Origin of the sequence: Dorea amylophila, from assembly GCF_025567265.1 — a bacterium.
Taxonomy (GTDB): Bacteria; Bacillota; Clostridia; order Lachnospirales; family Lachnospiraceae; genus Dorea_A; species Dorea_A amylophila.
Map to the genome: position 1 here is coordinate 26,320 of NZ_JAOQJW010000022.1, position 23,120 is coordinate 49,439.

Annotated in this window: 25 protein-coding genes; 2 read left to right on the forward strand and 23 right to left on the reverse strand. The window is 41.3% G+C overall.

The features are described from left to right. Positions 1 to 103 precede the first annotated feature (103 nt). Entirely contained in the window at positions 104 to 751 is a 648-nt protein-coding gene (locus OCV72_RS13250) for a GntR family transcriptional regulator (protein WP_006427800.1), read from the reverse strand. Between the two features lie 167 nt (positions 752 to 918). On the opposite strand from OCV72_RS13250, the gene OCV72_RS13255 reads away from it, so the two are divergent. Beyond that, positions 919 to 1,251 carry a hypothetical protein gene (locus OCV72_RS13255; RefSeq protein WP_006427799.1) on the forward strand — a complete coding sequence of 111 codons (333 nt, stop codon included), beginning with the start codon at positions 919 to 921 and terminating at the stop codon, positions 1,249 to 1,251. 139 nt (positions 1,252 to 1,390) lie between these two features. On the opposite strand, the gene rpsI is transcribed toward OCV72_RS13255, so the two are convergent. The 14 genes from rpsI to OCV72_RS13325 form a co-directional block, all read right to left on the reverse strand. Next, the gene (gene rpsI, locus OCV72_RS13260) at positions 1,391 to 1,783 is read right to left on the reverse strand and encodes a 30S ribosomal protein S9 (protein ID WP_006427798.1); all 393 of its coding nucleotides are present in this window, start codon (positions 1,781 to 1,783) and stop codon (positions 1,391 to 1,393) included. A 25-nt stretch (positions 1,784 to 1,808) separates the two neighbouring features. Continuing rightward, positions 1,809 to 2,237, reverse strand: a complete 429-nt coding sequence (gene rplM, locus OCV72_RS13265) for a 50S ribosomal protein L13 (protein WP_028087194.1) — start codon at positions 2,235 to 2,237, stop codon at positions 1,809 to 1,811. 226 nt (positions 2,238 to 2,463) lie between these two features. After that, positions 2,464 to 3,771, reverse strand: coding sequence for an alpha-amylase family glycosyl hydrolase (locus tag OCV72_RS13270; RefSeq protein WP_055284292.1), 1,308 nt, complete (start codon positions 3,769 to 3,771; stop codon positions 2,464 to 2,466). Positions 3,772 to 3,928: 157 nt separating this feature from the next. Next, positions 3,929 to 5,287 carry an MATE family efflux transporter gene (locus OCV72_RS13275; RefSeq protein ID WP_055284293.1) on the reverse strand — a complete coding sequence of 453 codons (1,359 nt, stop codon included), beginning with the start codon at positions 5,285 to 5,287 and terminating at the stop codon, positions 3,929 to 3,931. A 6-nt stretch (positions 5,288 to 5,293) separates the two neighbouring features. Then, positions 5,294 to 5,803 (reverse strand): flavin reductase family protein, encoded by a 510-nt coding sequence (locus tag OCV72_RS13280; RefSeq protein WP_055284294.1) that lies wholly within the window; start codon positions 5,801 to 5,803, stop codon positions 5,294 to 5,296. An 88-nt stretch (positions 5,804 to 5,891) separates the two neighbouring features. After that, positions 5,892 to 7,115 carry a tyrosine--tRNA ligase gene (tyrS, locus tag OCV72_RS13285; RefSeq protein WP_055284295.1) on the reverse strand — a complete coding sequence of 408 codons (1,224 nt, stop codon included), beginning with the start codon at positions 7,113 to 7,115 and terminating at the stop codon, positions 5,892 to 5,894. Positions 7,116 to 7,557: 442 nt separating this feature from the next. Then, entirely contained in the window at positions 7,558 to 8,169 is a 612-nt protein-coding gene (locus OCV72_RS13290; RefSeq protein ID WP_055284296.1) for an SGNH/GDSL hydrolase family protein, read from the reverse strand. 58 nt (positions 8,170 to 8,227) lie between these two features. Then, entirely contained in the window at positions 8,228 to 9,379 is a 1,152-nt protein-coding gene (gene nagA / locus OCV72_RS13295) for an N-acetylglucosamine-6-phosphate deacetylase (RefSeq protein WP_055284297.1), read from the reverse strand. A 30-nt stretch (positions 9,380 to 9,409) separates the two neighbouring features. Then, entirely contained in the window at positions 9,410 to 10,246 is an 837-nt protein-coding gene (locus OCV72_RS13300) for a MurR/RpiR family transcriptional regulator (RefSeq protein WP_055157292.1), read from the reverse strand. A 38-nt stretch (positions 10,247 to 10,284) separates the two neighbouring features. Then, positions 10,285 to 11,166: an ROK family protein gene (locus OCV72_RS13305; protein WP_055157330.1), complete on the reverse strand. Its 882-nt coding sequence runs from the start codon at positions 11,164 to 11,166 to the stop codon at positions 10,285 to 10,287. 93 nt (positions 11,167 to 11,259) lie between these two features. Then, entirely contained in the window at positions 11,260 to 11,709 is a 450-nt protein-coding gene (locus OCV72_RS13310) for a NanQ anomerase/TabA/YiaL family protein (protein WP_055284298.1), read from the reverse strand. 18 nt (positions 11,710 to 11,727) lie between these two features. Then, complete coding sequence (locus OCV72_RS13315) at positions 11,728 to 13,233, reverse strand: sodium:solute symporter family protein (protein WP_055284299.1); 1,506 nt, start codon at positions 13,231 to 13,233, stop codon at positions 11,728 to 11,730. Between the two features lie 49 nt (positions 13,234 to 13,282). Then, positions 13,283 to 14,200 carry a dihydrodipicolinate synthase family protein gene (locus OCV72_RS13320; RefSeq protein ID WP_006427785.1) on the reverse strand — a complete coding sequence of 306 codons (918 nt, stop codon included), beginning with the start codon at positions 14,198 to 14,200 and terminating at the stop codon, positions 13,283 to 13,285. Positions 14,201 to 14,262: 62 nt separating this feature from the next. Continuing rightward, positions 14,263 to 14,952 (reverse strand): N-acetylmannosamine-6-phosphate 2-epimerase, encoded by a 690-nt coding sequence (locus OCV72_RS13325; RefSeq protein ID WP_055284300.1) that lies wholly within the window; start codon positions 14,950 to 14,952, stop codon positions 14,263 to 14,265. A 280-nt stretch (positions 14,953 to 15,232) separates the two neighbouring features. Here OCV72_RS13325 and nagB point away from each other — a divergent pair, with 280 nt between their 5' ends. Further along, complete coding sequence (gene nagB, locus OCV72_RS13330) at positions 15,233 to 15,964, forward strand: glucosamine-6-phosphate deaminase (protein WP_055284301.1); 732 nt, start codon at positions 15,233 to 15,235, stop codon at positions 15,962 to 15,964. A 111-nt stretch (positions 15,965 to 16,075) separates the two neighbouring features. Here nagB and lgt read toward each other — a convergent pair whose 3' ends face one another. The 8 genes from lgt to rsgA all read right to left on the reverse strand — a co-directional run bounded on the left by lgt (position 16,076) and on the right by rsgA (position 23,117). Further along, complete coding sequence (lgt, locus tag OCV72_RS13335) at positions 16,076 to 16,939, reverse strand: prolipoprotein diacylglyceryl transferase (protein WP_055284302.1); 864 nt, start codon at positions 16,937 to 16,939, stop codon at positions 16,076 to 16,078. Positions 16,940 to 16,976: 37 nt separating this feature from the next. Continuing rightward, a complete protein-coding gene (ychF, locus tag OCV72_RS13340; protein ID WP_055284303.1) occupies positions 16,977 to 18,077 on the reverse strand; it encodes a redox-regulated ATPase YchF in 1,101 nt (366 codons plus the stop codon). Positions 18,078 to 18,662: 585 nt separating this feature from the next. Further along, positions 18,663 to 19,001: a hypothetical protein gene (locus OCV72_RS13345; RefSeq protein WP_055284305.1), complete on the reverse strand. Its 339-nt coding sequence runs from the start codon at positions 18,999 to 19,001 to the stop codon at positions 18,663 to 18,665. An 87-nt stretch (positions 19,002 to 19,088) separates the two neighbouring features. After that, the gene (locus OCV72_RS13350; protein WP_055284306.1) at positions 19,089 to 19,682 is read right to left on the reverse strand and encodes a TetR/AcrR family transcriptional regulator; all 594 of its coding nucleotides are present in this window, start codon (positions 19,680 to 19,682) and stop codon (positions 19,089 to 19,091) included. Between the two features lie 91 nt (positions 19,683 to 19,773). Further along, a complete protein-coding gene (locus OCV72_RS13355; RefSeq protein WP_055284307.1) occupies positions 19,774 to 20,541 on the reverse strand; it encodes a zinc ribbon domain-containing protein in 768 nt (255 codons plus the stop codon). A gap of 380 nt (positions 20,542 to 20,921) precedes the next feature. Next, positions 20,922 to 21,581, reverse strand: coding sequence for a thiamine diphosphokinase (locus OCV72_RS13360; protein WP_028087178.1), 660 nt, complete (start codon positions 21,579 to 21,581; stop codon positions 20,922 to 20,924). Then, the gene (rpe, locus tag OCV72_RS13365) at positions 21,574 to 22,236 is read right to left on the reverse strand and encodes a ribulose-phosphate 3-epimerase (RefSeq protein WP_055284308.1); all 663 of its coding nucleotides are present in this window, start codon (positions 22,234 to 22,236) and stop codon (positions 21,574 to 21,576) included. The genes OCV72_RS13360 and rpe overlap by 8 nt, the downstream gene beginning before the upstream one ends. A 2-nt stretch (positions 22,237 to 22,238) precedes the next feature. After that, positions 22,239 to 23,117, reverse strand: a complete 879-nt coding sequence (gene rsgA / locus OCV72_RS13370; RefSeq protein ID WP_055284309.1) for a ribosome small subunit-dependent GTPase A — start codon at positions 23,115 to 23,117, stop codon at positions 22,239 to 22,241. Positions 23,118 to 23,120 lie beyond the last annotated feature (3 nt).

Below are 23,120 nucleotides of genomic sequence, written 5' to 3' on the forward strand. Positions count from 1 at the left end.
TAATGTATCCATAATCAGATTGTAATCAAAAACGCCGGACTTGTCAATCGTTAATCACAAGTTCGACGTTTTACATAATTTTTACTTTATTTTTTGTGCATATTTACTTTTCAAATTCCGTCAATACATCCTCTAAGCTTCGTTCTATATGCTGATGCATCTTCATCGCTGCTTCCATGGTATCGCATTTTTTCATACTTTCTACAATACCCTCATGTTCTTTCAACGATTTTTTTGCATACTCTGCTTCTGTCATCTTTACTCCCATCGATAATCCGCTCCAGAGTTCCGAAAGCATTTTCTTTAATTTTTCATTCCCGGCAGCTATCCATATCTCCATGTGAAGCGACTGATTCAGCTTCGAATAGTTCTCATAATCCTGTTTCTCTATCATCTCTTTCGAAACAGTTAATACCTGCTCGATCCGGCTCATATCAATGCGGTTCTTACAACACAATACACACGCTTCACTTTCCAGTGCCGCCCGGATCTGGAAATGTTCTCTGAGCGTTGTCTCATTGATTCCCAGTACCGTTGCTCCTTTGTTCTGTTGCAGATCTATCAAGCCGTCCCTTTCTAGAATCTGGAATGCCTCTCTGACTGGTGTAATGGAGACCCCAAGCTCTTGGGCTGTACTTTCCAGAGTTAACACTTCTCCTTCTGTAATCTGTCTTGAGATAATCGCCTTTCTAAGTGCTGCCGCCACTCTTTCCCTTGCTGGTAACATTTTTATCGGTTTTAAACCAAGCATTTTTTATTCTCCTTATCAAAGTTTTCCTTGTGTTTATATTGTATACATTATTATCTATAATGTAAACCCTTTTTCTTTAATAAGTCTTCCGTTGATTTTTGCTCATATTCTCGCGTTCTTTCTCATTTTATGTTATAATTTTCTTAAAAACTTAAGGAGGTTTTACTATGAGCCATATTTCCTATGCCTTTAATCATTCTGACATAGAAGCAACCGCTTACGCTCTTACCGTTCTGCCTCGTCTTGGACTTGCAGAATCAGAAGCCCAGGCAGAAATTAATTATCAACTCTGTTGTTCTGCGGCGAAAAAATTGATTAATCACGCCACAGATATTACACCCGACGAATTTCGTACCATTATTGCAGCACTCCAGGCTGCCAAACTCATCATTCTTGGTGATATCGAAGTCGATGCAAAAACATGCAGCGAATGCAAGAGTTATTTCTTTACGATCAACAAATTATTATCCACCTTTGAAAAGCAATTATTACAGGAATAAGATCAACTGAACTACAGATAAAGCTGCCGATGACAGCTTTATCTGTATGCTTTGCTATGCAAAGAAAAACCCCGGAAACATTGCATTTCCGGGGCTGCTGTGTACTTCTTTTTTGTATATCTCGAATGATTCGTATAAATTATCGTTTTGAGAACTGTGGTGCTCTACGAGCTGCTTTGAGACCGTATTTCTTACGTTCTTTCATACGTGGATCACGTGTAAGGAATCCAGCTTTCTTAAGAACTGGTCTGTAATCAGCATCAGCCTCAAGAAGTGCTCTTGCAACACCGTGACGGATTGCTCCAGCCTGTCCTGTGTATCCACCACCCTTAACATTAACGATTACATCGAATTTTCCTTCTGTGTCTGTTGCAGCTAATGGCTGGCGAACAACAACCTTTAATGTCTCAAGTCCGAAATACTCATCGATATCTCTTTTATTGATAGTAATTTTACCTGTTCCTGGTACTAAATATACTCTAGCAACAGATTTTTTTCTTCTACCTGTTCCGTAAAATTTTGCAGTAGCCATTGTAAAATCCTCCTTTTAACCTTTCTTAGAATTTCAGTTCAACCGGTTTCTGAGCCTGCTGAGCGTGCTCTGGTCCAGCATATACGTGAAGTTTCTTGATCATAGATCTTCCTAAAGGTCCCTTTGGAAGCATTCCTTTAACAGCAAGTTCGATAACTTTCTCTGGTTTCTTAGCCATCATCTCTGCTAATGTAGTCTCTTTCATTCCACCTACATATTCAGAGTGATTGTAATAAATCTTCTGATTCAGTTTCTTACCTGTTACATTAATCTTTTCTGCATTAACAACGATTACATAATCGCCTGTATCAACGTGTGGTGTAAACTCCGGTTTGTTCTTTCCTCTTAAAACCTTAGCAACTTCTGATGCTAAACGTCCTAATGTATATTCCGAAGCGTCAACTACATACCATTTTCTTTCAATCTTATCTGGATTAGCCATATAAGTTTTCATTGTGGTTTACCTCCTGTGAATCATTAACATTTTCATGATAATATATCAGAATCAGCAAGATTCCGGGGCTTTGGCCTCTTACTGTTTCTCCTTTTGTCATACTTGTTTATTATATTATACTGTACCGTGTGTGTCAACTGTTTTTTGACATATTTTTCTTATATTTTTACTTATTTTCGTTGATCAAATGTACTTTTCCCGAGAATCTTCCCGTACATTTTTCATACTAAAATTTTAAATACTGTACACTATATGGTTTCAGTTCAAGCTGACCATTCATCGTAACCGTTTCCCCGGTCAGCAGATCTGCTGCCGTTCCATTCAGTTCTCCTGCATTGGCAGTGTATGGATAATCCGCAGCATTGATTGCAACGATCACTCGTTCTTTCTCTGAGCAGCGCTCGAATACCAGCTGATGATTCTGGATCACCACATTCTTATAAGCACCGTTACAAAGCGCATCACTTCCCTGACGTACACGGATCAGTTTCTTAATAAACTCCGTCAGTTCATTCGGCTTCGGCTCTTCAAAACAAGGACGAAGCGCATAATCATTATCCGGTGCTTTCTCGCCCGGCTCTGCCCATTCACTTCCATAATACAGACACGGAATTCCCGGCATCCCCATGAGCAGTCCGTATGCCAGCGGAATATGCTTTTTATTGGTCAGGATACTTGCCAGTCTGGTAACATCATGATTATCCACGAATGTCATCAGATGCTTTCCTCTGTAAATACACCACTGGTCGCTTCCGAACTGACGATGCAGGGAATGTGCGATCTCGAACATATTCATGCAGTTAAAGCTGGAATATAATCCCTTGTAACACTCATAGTTCGTACAACTGTGAAGCATCTCATCATTAACAATGATATTATAATCTCCGAATAATACTTCACCAATCAGCGCAAAGTCCGGTTTCAATTCCTGTGTATAAGAGCGGAGCCGTCTCATAAAATTATGATCCAGACTGTACGCTACATCCAGACGCAGACCATCGATATCGAATTCATCGATCCAGTATTTTACACATTCCATCAGGTAATCAACGACTGCCGGATTCTGAAGATTTAATTTGACCAGTTCAAAATGACCTTCCCATCCTTCATACCAGAAACCGTCATCGTAACAGCTGTTTCCGTCAAAACTGATATGGAACCAGTCCTTGTATGGGGAATCCCATTTCTTCTCCTGCACATCCTTAAATGCCCAGAAGCCTCGTCCGACATGATTGAATACACCGTCCAGCACAATCTTTACATTATGTTTATGCAGATCTTCACAGACCTCTTTAAAATCTTCATTCGTTCCAAGCCTGCAGTCGATCGTCTTAAAATCTCTTGTATCATATCCATGATTGTCCGATTCAAAGATCGGATTTAACAGAATTGAATCTACTCCTAATGTCTGAAGATACTCAGACCAGTCCATAAGTTTGCGGATACGAGGAACACACACACCGTCATTGTGCACCGGTGCCCCACAGAATCCGATCGGATAAATCTGATAAAAAATACTATTGTAAGCCCACATTACTCATCCATCCTTTCTGTGTCTGCCATAAACTATGCTCCGGCAGATCACTCACTGTTCTATTATACCACATTTCGTTCTTTAAAGACACAAAAGACACTGCCACTGGCAGTGCCTCTTGCATACTTCCCTATCTGAAAGACCTGCCGCTGGCAGGTTATTTCCTGTTATATATAATTTTCTCTCCCCGCATGAATATGTAGAACCATACAAACAGCAGCACACCTTTCAGAATACTCGAAATCGTAATACTCCACCAGATCCCGTTCAGCGCAAGTGTTGTATGAACCAGTATCAGCGCAAGCGGAATCCTGAGCGCCGTAAATACAATACTGATCACAGATGGCGGCACGGTCTTTCCATACCCCGAAAATGCACCTGCCGTCGTAATCTCAAGACTCATAAAAAGCTGCGATACACCAAGGATCCGAAGATAATCCACTCCAAGCGGAATTACATCTTTTTCTGTAATAAAAATCCGGAATACCGGAGCCGGACAGCATATTAATAATAGCGTACAGAAAATCCCCCATACAAATACTACTTTTAATGCGCTGACATATCCCTGATAGATCCGTCTCTTCTTACCTGCACCATGGTTCTGCGATGTAAATGAATTCACCGCTGCTGCAAAACCATCCGCTGTCATCCACGAAATTGATTCTATCTGTGAACCAACTTTCTGGACAGCCACCGCCGCATCTCCATATCCCGCGACCAGACGTGCAATGATCATCGATATTCCGGTAAACAGCATACTCTGAACAGACGTTGGAAAACCGATTCTGACAATTCCTTTCAGATGATGCAGATCCGGCTTCTTCAGATATCTTACATATTGAAAAAGTACGGTATCCTTCATCGCAAATATAAAAAACATAACTGTAACGATCATCTGCGCGATTACCGTAGCAATTGCTGCACCTGTCACTCGAAGAACCGGAAATGGTCCGATTCCAAAAATCAGAACCGGATCCAGGATGATATTAACAACCAGTCCGGTCGTTGTTGCCAGAAATACCGGCCTGCTGTTACCGATTGCCGTAAATAATCCGGTATACGTCTGATTTAAAAAGGAAAACAAGACAAGACCGCAAGTAATTTCAAGATAATATATGGCATCCCGGATCACCTGTGCCTGATTCAGATGGAAAAAATGAATCAGTGGTTTTGCCCCTAATATACAGACAAGTCCATAAATAATCCCCAAAGTCAACGTAAGCTGTAACGCGTTGGATGCATATTCTGCGGCCTCTTCACTATTAGATGCCCCAAGTGCATGTCCGACATTAACCTGTCCTCCCATTTTTGCAAGTGCGGCAAGTCCGTTGGAAAGCCACATATACATTCCTGCTGCCCCAACAGACGCTACCGCCGAACTTCCGATACGGCCGATCCAGATCATGTCGGTCATATTGTACGCCATCTGGATCAATGACGTCGCCATGATCGGGACAGCCAGTCTGGTAAGAGATGATAATACAGGTCCGTTTACCAAATCAATTTTCTTTTGCATGATTGGCTATACTCTTTTCAATACTTTCACGATCTCGCCCATATACATCGTATGATAATCCTTGTCCGGATACCATTTCTCATCATTTTCCTTAACATCGAAACATTCCGGTTTCATATCCTGTGTATACTGAGTCTTGCATACGAAGATCAGATCTGCTTCTTCAACTGCAGTTGTTCCGTCTACCGCATATGGATGAAGGCCTGCTTCTTTCCATTTATCTTCTACGTCTTTTCCTGATACAGATCCGCATACGCTTAATGCTTTTCTGTAATCTTCTGACAGGAAAGAAAGCGTGTACATACCGGTCTCATCCATGAATTTCTTCGTGTATCTCTGTGGGCGGATATATGCAGTTGCGATATTCTTTCCCCACATGATTCCGACACCACCCCAGCTTGCTGTCATGGTGTTACTCTTTTTTTCATCTCCTGCTGTTACCAGCATCCATTCTTTGGAAATCTTTTTAAACGGGTTGAATTCCAGGCTTTCAATTGCTACTTCTTCAAATGCCATTTTATATTCTCCTTATCGTCTTTCTTTTAGAATTACAGACAGTGAATATTCACTGCCTGCATTTTTACTATATTCTTTTATAATTATACTACTTTACTAACACTTTGCGGAAGTTTTTCTTTCCTTTTTTCAGGACTACGCCGTCTCCGCTTAATGCTTCTCCTGCAAATGTCTGGAATACATCTGTAACCTTCTCACCATCTACAGATACTCCGCCCTGCTGCACTGCACGGCGTGCTTCTGACTTGGAAGCTGTCAGTCCTGATTTTACTAACATCGTCAGAATATCGATATTTCCATCTGCAAGGTCTTCTTCTGTCAGTTCTGTCTTTGGCATATCTGCTGCTGCACCTGTTGAGAATAATGCTTTTGCTGCCTCCTGTGCTTTCTGAGCTTCTTCTTCGCCGTGAACCAGTTTTGTGAGTTCGAATGCAAGAATCTCTTTTGCTGTGTTAAGCTGTGCTCCTTCCCAGCTGTCCATCTTGTCGATCTCTTCTAACGGAAGGAATGTCAGCATACGGATACATTTTAATACATCTGCATCTGCGACATTTCTCCAGTACTGATAGAATTCGAATGGAGATGTCTTGTTCGGATCAAGCCATACAGCACCACTCTGTGTCTTACCCATCTTTTTACCTTCTGAATTCAGAAGCAGTGTGATCGTCATGGCAGAAGCGTCTTTTCCGAGTTTACGACGGATCAGTTCTGTACCTGCAAGCATGTTGCTCCACTGATCGTCCCCGCCAAACTCAAGGTTACATCCGTATTTCTGGTATAACTCATAGAAGTCATATGCCTGCATGATCATGTAGTTGAACTCAAGAAAGCTGAGTCCTTTTTCCATTCTCTGCTTGTAGCACTCTGCTGTCAGCATACGGTTAACGGAGAAATGTGCTCCGACTTCACGTAATACTTCGATGTAGTTCAGTCCCATCAGCCAGTCAGCGTTATTAACCATCAATGCTTTTCCATCTGAGAAATCGATAAATCGACTCATCTGTTTCTTAAAGCAGTCACAGTTGTGCTGGATTGTCTCCGGTGTCATCATCTGACGCATATCTGTTCTTCCGGATGGATCACCAATCATAGCTGTTCCTCCACCGATCAGTGCGATTGGTTTGTTTCCTGCTTCCTGCAGACGTTTCATCAGGCACAGTGCCATGAAATGTCCTACGTGAAGGCTGTCTGCTGTCGGGTCAAATCCGATGTAAAATGTAGCCTTTCCATTGTTGACCAAGTCTTTGATCCTGTCTTCGTCTGTTACCTGTGCGATCAGGCCTCTTGCAACGAGTTCTTCATAAATTCCCATTTTAAGATTCTCCTTTTATTTATCATAATTGATTGTTTACAGATTTCTTACACATAATAATACAAAAGTCCTTACCCAACATTACATTGGATAAGGACGATATTAACCGTGGTACCACCTTAATTCACTGATCACTTACGCTTTCAGCCTCATTCAGTCTGCGTGTTCACAGACCTTTGCACGATAACGTGTGCCTGACGTCACAGCCTACTTCCGGAAATACTTGTGAAATTAATATTCCACATTTTCATCCGTTTCGGTGTGCGGCTCCAAGATGTATTCGTTCTTCACTCTTTCATGCGCCTCTCATCAACCGGCAGCTTTCTGTATGGGTGTGTGGATCACTACTTCTTCTTTTCTAAGCCTTTGTGATATCTGTATATTATTTTTCTGTCTGTGTTAAAGACTAACTGATTTCGAGTATTTTGTCAATATGCTTTCGCTAATTATCTGCCAAAAACCGCATTAACTCTCCGGCAATAATTTCATTCCCAGCTTCCGTCAGATGAATACCATCTGTCGTGATATTTTCATATCCGGCTCTTCCTGCTGCCGATATCATAAGATCCTGTAATTCCAGAAATTCCACATGATATCTTTCTGCAATTCTTTTCTCAATTGCTTCTGCCTGTCTGATTCCCGGAATCCAGTTCGCATACTTTCTTGGATAAGGAAAGATAAATGGTGCCATACAGATAATTCTTGCACGGGTTCTCTCCGTAAGTTCTCTTAGAACGGATTCATAGCCTGCTTCAAATTCCTGTTCTTCCAGACTTTTTCCTGTATTCATCATGACTCCGACATCATTACATCCGATCAGCAGGCTCACAATATCCGGCTGTCTTAAAATGCAGTCATGCTCTAACATACGCTTTACACCCTGGATTGTGAAACCGTCATGTCCACAATTCACAATGTCGTACTTTTTCCCTCCGCCGGTACTGTGATTCAGCTTTTTATCCACCATATCCACATAACCGTTCCCCAGTGGATTTTCAGAAAAGCAGTGCTCTGCGTCTGTAATGCTGTCACCTAAAAATATAATTTTCTTCATTTTTCCTATCTATTTTCCGTATTCGATTACATACGTTAATGCAAATCCACGAATTCTATTATAGCTCCCGGCCATCCTTAATTACCATTTTAAGATCCAGATTCCCATCTAATAATACGATATTCGCTTTTTTTCCCGGTGCGATCGAACCATATGTATCTTCAATTCCAAGACTCTTGGCCGGATTGATGGTTGCACATGCTACAGCCGTCTCAAGCGGGATCTCCATCTTCTTAACTACCGTACGCATGCAGTCTGCAAGGTTTGTAACAGATCCTGCAAGTGCTCCATCGGATACCAGTGTTGCATGATTACCGACTACTTTTACATCCAATCCACCAAGTGTATACTGTCCGTCCGGCATTCCGGTCGCACGCATACTGTCACTGATCAGGATCATACGGTCTGCTCCCATCATCTTGAACGCTGCTCTCACCATCGATGGGTGGATATGTACACCGTCACAGATAATCTCTGCCATTACATGTGCACTGTCGGACACTGCTCCTACAACACCCGGTTCACGGTGAGTGAATGCAGGCATCGCATTAAAGAGATGTACGGCATGATTTGCTCCAGCATCGAATGCTGCTTTCGCATGTGCATAATCCGCATTGGTATGTGCAAGCGAAATGTTCACTTTATCTTTCATTGCTTCTACAAATGCAACTGCGTCCTCGCTTTCTTCCGGCGCAAGTCCTACAAACTTCACAAGTCCTTCCGAAGCATCAAGGAATCTCTGACAAATAGCCGTATCACAAGGCATGATATTTCTTTCATCCTGCGCTCCTTTTTTCACCGGGCTGATGAACGGGCCTTCCATGTTCACGCCTACAAGATCCGCTCCCTTCGGATTCTGTTCTTTTTTGTATTCTGCTGCTGTTCTTAAGATATCTTCCAGTTCTTCTACCGGAAGTGTCATCGTTGCCGGTGCGATTGTTGTAACACCCACAGAAGCCTCATATTTTGCAATATTTTCAATAGCCTCTTTACTGTTATCACAGAAGTCATCTCCCATACACCCGTGGAAATGCAGATCGATCAGTCCAGGAATTGCGTATGCCCCCTGTCCGTCAATGACTTCTTCCCCCAGCATATCCGGTACGTTTTCTGTCGTGTAAATGCTTTCGATTTTGTCATCGTGAACAACAATGCCGCCTGCTGTAAATTTTTTGTCTTCTGTATAGACAATTACATTTTTGATTATCATTTTATATATCCTCCATTTTATTTTAACATTCTAAAAACTCCTGTGCATCCCTTCTCCTTCTTCCAGTGCACGCAGTGTATTATCATGCAGAACTTCTTTTTCATATTTATCCTGTTCCAAATAGTAAGAATAGATAATATCAAGCATGACCAAAATCGGGAACTGCGGTGAGATTACATTCCCATGATTCAGGTGTCTGAGTGATGGAATCAGAATAACTTCTGTGCAGAACTGCTCGAAGCCACCCCGGTTGTTCGCCGTAAAAAGAATCGTTTTCGCACCTTTCCGATATGCTTCTTTCAGAAGAAACAAGACCTCTTCCTTGGATCCGCTGATACTGATTCCGAATACGAGGCTTCTTCTGTCCTGGAATACCGCCTGCATACGCATCATATCTCTTTCTACCAGCGAATCAATATCCACACCGATTCGCATAAAACGCAGTTCCATCTCTCTTGCTGCCAGACCGGAACTTCCGGTTCCGCACACGAACACACGCTCCGCCTGATTCAGATATCTGCTGATCCTTGCAATCTGCGCCTCATCCACCAGACTGTAAGTCTTATTCAGAAGTTCCTGATACGCATTCAGGATCATTCGCGTATTACCGGTAATGGATTCCTGCTTTTCTACAAATGTCTCTTCATACTGATAGATGAATTCTCTGTATCCGCGATATCCGCATTTCTTCGCAAATCTGGATAACGACGCTTCTGATACGAAGAGTCTCTCGGAAATGGATTTTGATGAAAAATCCACTTTCTTTCTGTTCTGTATAAAAAAATCTGCGATATTCCGTTCCACTGTCGTAAATTTATCATAATTCGATTCTATGATCGGAACGACTGATTTTACATAATATTCCATATCTTACTATTCCTGCTTCTTTATTTTATAACTCCGGACTATGCATGTCTTCCCTGAAAATGATAGAATGCGCCTAACATACCGGCATTGTTCTGGTTTTTGGCAAATGCGATACTTGTATGCTCCCACATGCTGGACACCAGGTATTTTTCCACTGCTTTTTCAATCTTGTCCTTCAGGAATGCTTCCTGCGCCATGATTCCGCCGCCAAGTACGACAACTTCCGGATTCACTACATAGCAGATATTGGCAATACCTTTCCCAAGTACATCCGTCATCTCATCAATTGCACGGTTACAGATCTTATCACCTTTTTTCGCCTCTTCAAAAATGCGATATCCGCTCCAATTTTCTGCCGGTTCTCCCTTCCATGCAGCAACCTTCTTCGTCAGAATACTGGCTGCTCCGAGTGTCTGGAAATCGCTGTCATCCATATGCATATATCCGACTTCACATGCGCTGTTACTGAATCCGTGGAACACCTCACCATTCAGCAAAATACAGCCGCCGATTCCGGTTCCGATCGTCAGCATCACAGCCGCCTTACTTCCTGCCGCCGCTCCTGCTTTGTACTCAGCAAGTCCCGCACAATTCACATCATTTTCCACTTCACATGGAATTCCGAATCGTTCTTCTACCGTCTTTTTGAATGCCGTTCCGATATAATTCGGGATCAGCGGTGCCGAATAGAAGATTTCCCCTTTCTCAATGTCAACCATACCGGCTGTAGAAATACACACACCTGCGTCTGCCTCTTCTTTTAATGCTTCTACGATACCGATGACTTTATCAAGGATCGCCGGTCCGCCTTTCTGCGCTTCTGTCTTCATTTCTTTCTTTAACAATACTTCTGCATCTTCGCTCACAATACCATATTTGATTGCTGTGCCGCCGATATCAATACTAATATATTTTTTCATCTCTGCTTTGCCTCTTTCACTTTCCTTCATTATACTCGTTCAGCCAGAAAAGGGCAAACCGTTCTTTTATGGTTTGCCCTCGACTTTTTCTGATTAAATCTTTACTTTAAATATTGCCTTTTTAATGGTTTCCGGTTCCTGAACCTGAACCGCTGTTCTGTGTCCGTCACTCGGATAACAGATCAGGAAATCTCCATCTGTCAGGACTACGGAAGAATTCTTTTCCCCATCCATCGGAAGAAAATCATCTTTTTCCACAAAATCTTTTAATTCCATATTCTGAATGAAGTTCAGATCGATCTGTTCATTTCCATGGATCATTACATGGACGTCCAGATAATTTTTATGTGCTTCCCAGAAACGTTCTTCCGGTGTTGTTGTTGTATATTCTACGATATTGACAAACAGTCTGTCACCATCGATTTCATGACTTCCCTTTTCATAAGAAGCAAGGTCGTGTGTCTTTGCATATTCAAAGCACTCTTTTACCTGTTCTTCTAAGAATGGGAATTCTGATAAATTATTGATATTTCCAAAAATCACGAAAATCGTCACTCCTTCTTAGTTTTTGTAAATGGTTGTGTTAGGAGCAGGTACGGAATTGTCTCCTTTTGCCTTTCTCCAGATGATACTTGCCGGGATACCAATTACCAGTGATACTACAATTGAGATGATTGAGTATGACCAGATTGATACGTGATCAGCAGGTACGAAGTATTTGATATATACCATTACTGCAGATGCTGCAACGAATGCACATACTGCTCCGAATGTATTTGCAACCTTTGTAAATGCTCCAAGAATAAATGTTCCGATCAGGATACCAAGTACCAGTCCCATAAATCCATTGAACCATTCGTATGCAGATTTTACTCCGCCATTAGCCAGTACCATAGCAACTACGATTGCGAAGATACCGACGATCAGAGATACATACTGTCCGATCTTTGTCTGTTTCTCAAAGCTTAATTCTTTCTTAGAAAGTCTTGCCTGAATATCCAGTGTCCAGCTTGATGCTACAGAGTTCAGACCTGTGGAAAGTGTAGACTGTGCCGCTGCATAGATAGCCGCTAACAGAAGTCCTGTTACACCAACCGGAAGTTCAAATGCAATGTAAGATGCAAAGATCTGATCCTGTGCTGCTGCCGGCGGAAGTGTATTCTGCTGATAGAATACATATAATCCTGTACCGATCAGATAGAATACTGTTGCGATAAAGATAGATAATCCTCCGTTTGTAAGCATCATTTTGTTCAGTTTTTTAGTATCTGTTGTAGTTGTAAAACGCTGTACAATATCCTGACTTGATACATAGGATCCCATTGTATTGAATCCGGCACCAACAATCATGATAAATACGCTGTCTTTGAAAATGTTAGGGTTGAAGATCGGCTGATCTACAGCAAGGAATTTATGCTCTGTTGTAAGTGCATGCATGATTGCTCCAAATCCACCGTCTAAGTGTACCAGCAGGAAGATCAGTGCGAAAGTAACACCGATCAGAAGTACAGATCCCTGGATGAAGTCTGTCCAAAGTACGGATTTCAGACCTCCTGTGTATGAGTAAATAATAGCAATGATACCCATGATAATGATCAGTAAGTTTACGCTGATTCCAGTCAGACTTCCAAGTACCATACATGGAAGGTACATGATGATTGACATACGTCCGATCTGGTAAATGATGAACATTACAGCTCCAAGTACACGAAGTCCTTTGCTTCCGAATCTCAGTTCCAGATAATGATATGCTGTATCAATATCCAGTTTGCTGTAGATTGGCAGGAAGAATTTAATCGTGATCGGGATAGCTAACAGCATACCAAGCTGTGCGAACCACATGATCCATGTTCCTGCGTATGAGTTTCCTGCTAATGACAGGAATGAAATCGGACTTAACAGTGTTGCGAAAATTGATACGGAAGTTACCCACCACGGTACAGTTCCGTCTCCTTTAAAATACTCTTTTCCTTTCATTTCTTTCTTTGCGAAATGAAGGCCGGCGAACAGTACAGCCGCGAGATAAATTACTAAAATGACTAAATCTACTACGGTAAACCCTTGCATCGTCTCTCTCCTTACAGATATTTTTCTTTCACGTATTTTTTATATAATCTTACAGATATTTAGCTTTTGCGTCGCGAACCATCTTAGCTGCTTCTTCAACGATAGCCATGTCTTCTTCTACTAATGCCGGCAGTGGCTCTCTTACTCCGCCAAGTTCCAGACCTTCGTTGATCTTTAACATAGCTTTGATTACTGCGTACATATTTCCGTGTGCAGAACACATCTTATAGATAATCTCATCACAAGCATACTGGATTTCTCTTGCTTCTTCCATCTTTCCGGCTCTTACATACTCGTCTAATTTCAGATATAATTCCGGCATAACTCCGTATGTACCACCGATTGCTCCTTCAGCTCCGATGACACGTCCACTCATGAACTGCTCATCTGGTCCGTTGAAGATAATGTAGTCAGGGCCTGCTGCCTGTTTGAACATCTGGATATCCTGTACCGGCATAGAAGAGTTCTTAACACCAATTACGTTAGGATTCTTTCTCATCTCTGCGAAAAGTCCCTGTGTAAGAGCTACTCCTGCAAGCTGTGGAATGTTGTAGATTACGAAGTCTGTGTTTGGTGCTGCTGCACTGATGTCATTCCAGTACTGAGCGATTGCATACTCTGGCAGATGGAAGTAGATCGGTGGGATTGCTGCGATTGCATCAACTCCAAGGCTTTCTGCATGTCTTGCAAGCTCCTGGCTGTCTTTTGTGTTGTTGCATGCAACGTGTGCGATTACTGTAAGCTTTCCTTCTGCTGCTTTCATAACGTTTTCAAGGATGATCTTACGGTCTTCTACGCTCTGGTAGATACATTCTCCTGATGAACCGTTAACGTATACACCTTTTACACCTTTTTCTACGAAGTACTTTGTCAGTGCCTGTACGCCTTCCGGACTTACATTGCCTTCGTTGTCATAACATGCATAGAATGCTGGGATTACGCCTTTGTACTTTTCAAGATTTCTCATGGTTTCTTTCTCCTTTTCTTTGTCTTTTTATATAAATTTAATTTAATAAGTTCCTTGCGGAATTATCTTTCCATTTCTTCTACAAATGATTTTGTGATCAGCTGTGGTCTTGTGATAATAGACCCTACAACGACGCTGTATGCACCAAGCTCGATCACATGTTTTGCTTTTGCCGGTGTATTGATATTACCTTCTGCGATCACTCTGTGTTTTGCTTTTGCAACAATCTTTCTTAAGATTTCGAAATCATTTGCCTCGATCTTATCGCCTTTACTCTGCTCTGTGTAACCAACCATCGTAGTTCCGATAAAATCAAATCCGAGTTCATCGGCATGCAGTGCTTCTTCTACAGTAGAGCAGTCTGCCATAAATAACTGATCCGGATATTTTGCTTTTACTTCCTTAAAGAACTCATCCAGTGTCTTTCCGCCTGGTCTCTTAGAAATAGTAGCATCCATAGCGATGATCTCCGGTTTTACTTCCATCAGTTCTTCGATTTCTTTCATCGTTGGTGTAATGTAAATATCGCTGTCATCATAATCTCTCTTTACGATTCCGATGACCGGAAGGTCAACCTGTGACCGGATCTCCTTGATATCTTCTTTTGTATTTGCACGAATTCCACTAGCACCTCCCTGCTTTGCAGCCAGTGCCATTCTTCCCATAATGAATGAAGAATGTAATGGTTCATCCGGTAATGCCTGACATGATACAATTAATTTACCCTTCAGATTTTCAACTTTCTGATTCATTTTTTTGTTCCCTCCTTCGTTCTGCAATCAGTATAGTATTGTTCGATTTTATTTTCAAGTACCTTTTCAGTTCTTGAAACTTCTTTCACCCTTTTCAATTCTTCTCTCTGTTTTTTCCTATTTTAAAATCCGTTTTTTATGCAATATGCACAATTCCAGGTAGTTTCTTTCCAGTTTCGAAAGTAGTTTCAGTTCATGCTATTTTACTTGAAAATTCATTTATAATGTATATACTAATATTCAGAAACAAAAAAACAATAGAATAAGGAGAGATTTTATTATGGTAATTTATAAAGCAAAAGACTATCAGGATATGAGCCGTAAGGCCGCAAACATCATTTCTGCACAGATTATTATGAAACCAAACTGTGTACTTGGACTTGCAACCGGATCTTCACCGGTCGGTACATATAAACAGCTGATCGAATGGTATAAGAAAGGGGATCTTGATTTTTCCCAGGTTACAAGTGTAAACCTCGATGAATACAAAGGACTCAGTCCTGAAAATGATCAGAGCTACAGATATTTCATGAATACCAATCTCTTTGATCATGTAAACATCGACAAAACCCGTACTTTCGTTCCGGACGGACTGGAAGCAGATTCCGAGAAAGCCTGCAACGATTATAATGCAGTCATCCGTAAGCAGGGCGGTGTAGACCTCCAGCTTCTCGGTCTTGGACACAACGGACATATCGGATTCAACGAACCAGGTGCCGCTTTTGAGAAAGAGACACACTGCGTAGATCTGACAGAAAGTACAATTGAAGCCAATAAGCGTTTCTTCGAATCTGAAGATGATGTTCCGAGACAGGCTTATACAATGGGAATTAAGAATATCATGCAGGCCAAGAAAATTTTGGTTGTTGTAAGCGGAGAAGATAAGGCGGATATCTTAAAAGAGGTCTTATACGGACCAATTACTCCGGAAGTTCCTGCTTCTATTCTTCAGTTACATAATGATGTTACGATTGTAGCTGATGAAGCAGCACTCAGTAAGATCGATATGTAATATGAATAAAAAATCCCGGTATGTGAATCAGACATTTTTGAGCATCCAGTTCATTGTCATTTCTCATACCGGGATCTTTTTCTGTATTCGATTTTATTTGCGGCAGCCGGACTATTTTTGTAAAGCTGCTGCTTTTTTTCTTCCTGCAATGATCAGTATAGCGGATATCACTACAATCGTGCCTGCCAACAGCTGAGAGACCGGAAGTCCAACTTTTGGCAGCAACAGCTGATCGGTTCTAAGTCCTTCGATCCAGAGTCTGCCAAGACCATACCCCAAGAGATAGATCAGGAAGACTTCCCCATCGAATTTCTTATGCTTGCGGTACAACAGCATGATGATCAGCACCATCAGACACCACAGGGATTCGTACAGGTAGGTCGGATGAACCTGAATATACATGACTCCTTTGACTGTCTCGGCATGATTCCACATCTTTGTTGTGATGTCCGAACTTCTTACCGCATCCACCGGAAGTCTCATAGCAAACAGTCCATTCGTATATTCCCCAAAGGCTTCTCTGTTGAAGAAGTTCCCCCATCTTCCGATCATCTGTCCGGTGATCAGACCAAATCCGCCGGTGTCAAATAACAGAAACGGTGATAATCCTTTTATTTTTGCAAATATAAATACTACAACAATTGCCGTGATCACACCGCCGTATATGGCAAGACCGCCCTCACGGATGTTAATGATACTCTTAATATCGTCTTTATACATATCCCAGGAGAAGATTACATAATATGCCCTTGCTCCGATAATTGAAAAGATAACTCCATATATTGCCAGATCATAATAATCTTCTACGTTCTGATGCGTACGCTTTGCTTCCATTACCGCCATCATAAGTCCCGCAAGTATTCCGATTCCTATGACGATTCCATAATATGCGATATCGAATCCAAAGACTGTGATATGATCGCCGACAGATTTTAAATGAATTCCCAGATTAGGGAAATCTATGGTTCTGTGCATTGAAACAGCCCCCCTCTTTTCATCCATCTATTCCTGATTATACATTAAACCGGAACAGCATGATATCTCCGTCTTTTACCACATAGTCTTTACCTTCCAGACGGATCAGACCTTTTTCTTTTGCTGCTGTGTGGCTTCCACACGCGATCAGATCATCGTAAGATACAACTTCTGCACGGATGAACCCACGCTCAAAGTCAGAGTGGATCTTCCCTGCTGCCTGTGGTGCCTTCGTTCCTTCTGTGATTGTCCATGCACGAACTTCCGGCTCACCTGCTGTCAGATAGCTGATCAGTCCAAGCAGCTTATAACTTGCTTTGATCAGTTTTTCCAGACCTGATTCCTTTAATCCAAGATCCTCCAGGAACATTTTCTTTTCATCATCATCCAGTTCTGAAATCTCTGCCTCAATCTCTGCACATACAACGAAAACTTCGCTCTGCTCACCTTTTGCATATTCACGGACAGCCTGTACACCTTCGTTATTGGCCGCATCATCTGCAAGATCATCTTCAGATACATTTGCCGCATAGATAACCGGTTTGTATGTCAGAAGATTATAGCTTTCCAGCCATGCCTGTTCTTCCTCGTCATCTGCTTCTTCGAATGTCTTTGCAAGCTTTCCATCTTCCAGATGCGCCTTGATCTTGTTCAGAAGTGCAAGCTCTTTTGCTGCAGATTTGTCATTTCTTGCAACTTTGGAAACTTTGGAAATTCTTCTTTCCAGGATCTCAAGGTCAGAAAAGATCAGCTCTAAGTTGATCGTCTCGATATCACGAAGTGGGTTGATGCTTCCGTCTACGTGTACAATATTGCTGTTCTCGAAGCATCTTACTACGTGTACGATAGCATCTACTTCACGGATATTGGCAAGGAACTGGTTTCCAAGACCTTCTCCTTTGGAAGCTCCTTTGACAAGTCCGGCAATATCAACGAATTCAATTGCTGCCGGGATGATCTTCTTGGTATGATACATCTCACCCAATACATTTAATCTCTCATCCGGTACGGTTACGACTCCTACGTTCGGGTCAATGGTACAGAATGGATAGTTTGCTGATTCTGCGCCTGCCTTTGTAAGTGAGTTGAACAGTGTACTTTTTCCTACATTTGGTAATCCTACGATTCCTAATTTCATTTTTTATTTCCTCCTATAAATTTCTTGATTTCAGCATACTTATTTTTGCAAGTGGACCATTTAGTGGGCCATTATTTTCTCTTTCCAAACCAATCTACAAATCTGGCTGAGTATAATCCCGTACTTTCCTGGGTTATTCCCTTGCCAAGTTCTTTGCCTTTTAAATCTTTTCCCATATTTCAGCTTCTCTCATAAGAAGCCCTAATACAGTAACTTGTATTATACCATAGCATCTTATCTTTGTGAATATTCATTTTTATCTCATCTCCTGTTTGTGATAGCTCTTTCCCTTCGTTTCTTTTGCAATAATTTCCATTATTTTAGCCATCGCACTTGTCTCCTTGCTCCCATGTGTTTTTGTTCGCAATCATTATAATTGCAGCCCCGATACATCCAACGATGTTTGGAACGCTCACAAGTGAAAATATTCCAGGATTACAGCTCCCATCTATCGTATACTGGATTGTTTTATCCAACCCGTCCCTTGCAAGCTGCAAAGCAGCATATAACAAGACCATATGCTAAAACAAACGGGCTCCTTCTGCCCCAGAAATTAAACTCGTTTTCCACTATTTACCATCATATCTAACATATCATCCTCTTCGGGCGTACGGTCGGTTTTATTTGCCAGTCCCTTTCCGGCGGTTTTAAAATAGCATTTTTATCCCTGACCTCTTTTAGCTGTGTGCCTGTCTGTCCCATGCCGATGCCACAGACTGCACGCACTTTATACAATTTTGCTGCCTCTTTATATCCTTTGATTCCTCCTGCCATAATCCAGCCGAGATAAATGATTTCACTGCCGGAAAGCACCTTGTTTTTTGCCTGCTGTAAACTATGTACCAGAAGATTCAATTCATTTCCCAGTAATTGTGCATACTCTGCTGTGCTTCCGGTATTTGATGTATATATGATTGCTTTCATTCTTATCTGACCTCCCATAATATAAATGACGCAGTGCAAAACTGTAATATTACAATCTGCACTGCGTCTTAGCGTCTGGCTCTTATTTTACTGTTTCATTTCTTCTACAATTTTGTCCAGCATCTGTTCAAACTGACATTTCACTTTCGCCTTATCTGCTGCTCCATCATACACACTATAATAGATAAACATATTCGCATAAAATTGAACTGCATTCTCCTCTGGATTTTTTATTTCCATATTTTTGAACAGGTCCTTCACGTATTCTGCCGGTCCGGATACCAGATATTGCTGATATAAATTCTGCATCTCTTCACTGCGAAACTGCTCTATTGTAAGCATTTTCCGAAACGATGATGCAAAATCATCCTCTGTCCAATATTCATACATAGATTTGCTGTATTCCACCAAATCATCCAATGATACTGTCTCATACTTTTCAGGCGTTTTCTCTTTATCCTCTTGTGGCATATCATATTCTGTTGCCTGTTCGCCATCCTGCTGCTCCATACGCCCCACAATACAGTCAAAAATATCTCTTTTGCTTTTGTAATGACGGTACAATGCCCCTTTTGTCATATCAAGCTCTCCTGCTATCTGGCTGACTGAGACAGCCTCATAACCATCTCTGGCAAACAGATGTAGTGCCACAATTAATATTTCCTCTTTCCTATTACCCATGCACATTTCCTCCAAAATAAATAAACGACCGTTTACATCTTAATAATAGTAAACGGTCGTTTATTTATCAAAACTTTTCTTTTTGCTTATATTATCTCTTTTTATAAATCAACAGCTCTGGATTTTCACCAGCTTTCTCATATGTACATACTAGAATAAAATCCATACTTGCCAGGATACCGAAACACCTGTCTCCTCCAAATTCAGACTCCAGTTGATTCCCCAGATATGTTTTCTGATCATCAAGGAATTTCACTTTTTTTCCATTCGGCAGAGTATATTCCAGATTCACATATTTTCCCACAAGTGCATTTAGTTTCTCTACCCTTGGAAGTCCGTCTATATGCAGATCATTAATTTCATTTATCAATTGCTTTTTAAACTCTTCAAACTGCCCATTGTCACTAAGTTCATCATACCTTTTCCAGTAATCTAACTTTGGAAGCATTTCTTTCAGATAAGAACGTGCCTGTTCTTCGGTAAAGTTTTCATTTACCATATTCTTTACACATACATCAATCAATTCATCCATATCATTATATGTGTATGTTCCATCTGCATAGCACCATTTACAATACTCCTCATTTAATGTGCCATCCTTATCACGTCCCAATATGGAATCATCATCAATTGGCATCCCGCAACACTGACAGATCAACTTTCTGGGTTCTCCCAAAAGCGTATTGATGGAAACATCAAATTCTTTCGATAAGAGCTTAAGTGTATCAGTATTTGGAACTGTATCTCCATTTTCCCAGCGTGATACTGCCTGCCTTGTTACCATGATTTTATCTGCCAGTTCGTCTTGTGACATTCCTCTTTCTGTACGAAGTTTCAAAATAATATTTTTTGTTTCCATAGTCATCACCTCCATAAGCATATCATATAGATAAATTCATGTTCTGAAAAGCAACCTGCTGTTGCCATACCCTGTCTATATGATTTAATTATCACTCTTTGGTCATGACTTTCCTGCACCAGGTTCTTGTCTTACAGTGAGGACATTTTAAATATCTTAGTAATGTCACAAACATAATTGTTGATATTACGCCAATAATTCCAGTTGCATAATCATATCATAACCTAAACACCAGTTATTTTTATTATAATACTTACAACTATGAAAAAGAAGCACTCATACAAGCGCTTCTCCTTACCACATTAGAGCTTTGATCAAAAGGTTAATGGACCACAAAGTAGGCCATTTTTTCAAAAACTTACATGAATTTATATAGAGTTTTATCTGTCTTTCGTTTCCATCAGAATCACAATTCCATTCAGGAAGCTGATTGTCACTTCATCCTCCTGGAACTGATTGCTGACGCAAAGGCTGTCATATGGTATCAGTGTATGATTCGTCAATGGATACTTTGCCCCTTTGATACTGAAACCAAATACTTCCTCGCCTAACGGAAACACAGAAAAATACGGTCCATAAGTTTCTCCTTTTTTCAGATGGGTTTCCCCGCCTCCGATCAGACGGATCTTATTCTGGCGATCCATGATCACAGCATTAATTCCGGCTTTAAACGGGATTGCAAGGCTCTGAACATTTGCCCAGAGGTGATCGATACGACCTCCGGTTGCTCCCAGGATTAGAATCTCACCTGCCCCTAATGTCATAGCCAGTCTGATTGCAATCTCTGTATCAGATGCATCTTTTACCGGATTAAATTCCCTGATCGGAACATCTGTCTCATTACGGTAATAATCTCCAATCTCTTTTTTTACACTGTCAAAATCTCCGACAATATAATTTGGCAGAATCTGATGGCTGTAAAGGAACTCCATACCTTTGTCCACACCGATCACATACTGGTTTTCCTCTTTTTCAAGGATTGATAATACAAATTCTTCTTCCAGCTCCCCACCGCTGATAATCACAATCTTCTTATTCATAACTTTTCAATATCTCCATGAATTTTGCAGTATTTTCCCCGGCATCTCCTCTGAACACAGCAGAACCGGCCACAATTACATTTGCGCCTGCATCCAATACTTCTCTGACATTCTCCACATAGATTCCTCCGTCTACCTGAATATCTGTCTCCAGATTTTTTTCATTCAGCATCGCACGGACCTCACGGATCTTATCCAGTGATTCCGGAATAAATTTCTGTCCGCCAAATCCCGGATGCACGCTCATGATCAGGATCATCTCCACGTCTTCCAGATATGGAACAAGCTCTTTTACATCTGTCTCTGGATTAACAGCCAGTCCTGCCTTCATGCCACATGCATGGATTTTATCCAATGTCGTTTTTACGTCTTCACAGGCCTCCAGATGTACCGTTACATAGTCAGCTCCCGCCTTCTGGAATGCTTCTACATAGCGGATCGGTTCCTGCACCATCAGATGTGCATCCATGAATTGCTCCGTTGCATCATGGATTGATGCCAGAACCGGCATACCAAATGATATACTTGGTACAAACATTCCATCCATAACGTCAAAATGAATATACGCTGCCCCATTTTCCTCTGTCTTCTTCATTTCCTGACCCAAAACTTTGAAATCTGCCGCTAGTATTGACGGTGACAATACATAGTTCATCATCAGTACCTCCTTTTATTCTTCACTTCCTCATACATTTCTATATAATTCTGATAACGGATTTTATGAATTTTATCCTCTTCCAGAGCTGCCTTTACGGCACACCCCGGCTCATGCACATGATCACAACCGTTAAACTTGCACATTCCTTCGTATTTCCGGAATTCCGGAAAGAAGTACTTCAGATCTTCTTTTTCATAATCATTCACATATAACGAACTGAATCCCGGTGTATCCATGATATATGAATTTTCATCAATGGCGAACAATTCCGAATGTCTGGTGGTATGCTTTCCCCTCTCAATCTTCGTACTGATTGCCCCTGTCTCCATATCTGCCTCCGGCTGCAGAATATTAATGATCGAAGATTTTCCCACTCCGGACGGACCTGCGATCGCTGTTGTCTTTCCTTTCAGAAGTTCACGTATAGTTTCAATCCCCCGTTCTTTTTTCGCACTGACAAATACCAGCGGATAACCGCATGATTCATAGATTGATTCCAATTCCTTCACCTGCGGATCTGTCGCAATGTCTTCTTTATTAAAGCATAACACAACCGGAATCTCTTTGCTTTCCATCATAACAAGAAAGCGGTCCAGCAGATTAAAGTGTGGATTCGGCTTCGTGATTGCAAAGACTACCAATGCCTGATCGATATTGGCCACAGCCGGGCGGATCAGCTCATTCTGCCGTGGCAGTATCTTCACTATATTTCCTTTTTTTTCCGATTCATCAAGAATCTCTATCTCTACATTGTCTCCCACCAAAGGCTTGATCTTTTCTTTCCGGAATACACCTTTGGCTTTGCATTCATAAACACCGAATTCTACTACGTGAACGTAGTAGAATCCGGCAATTCCTTTTATAATTTTTCCCTGCATAAT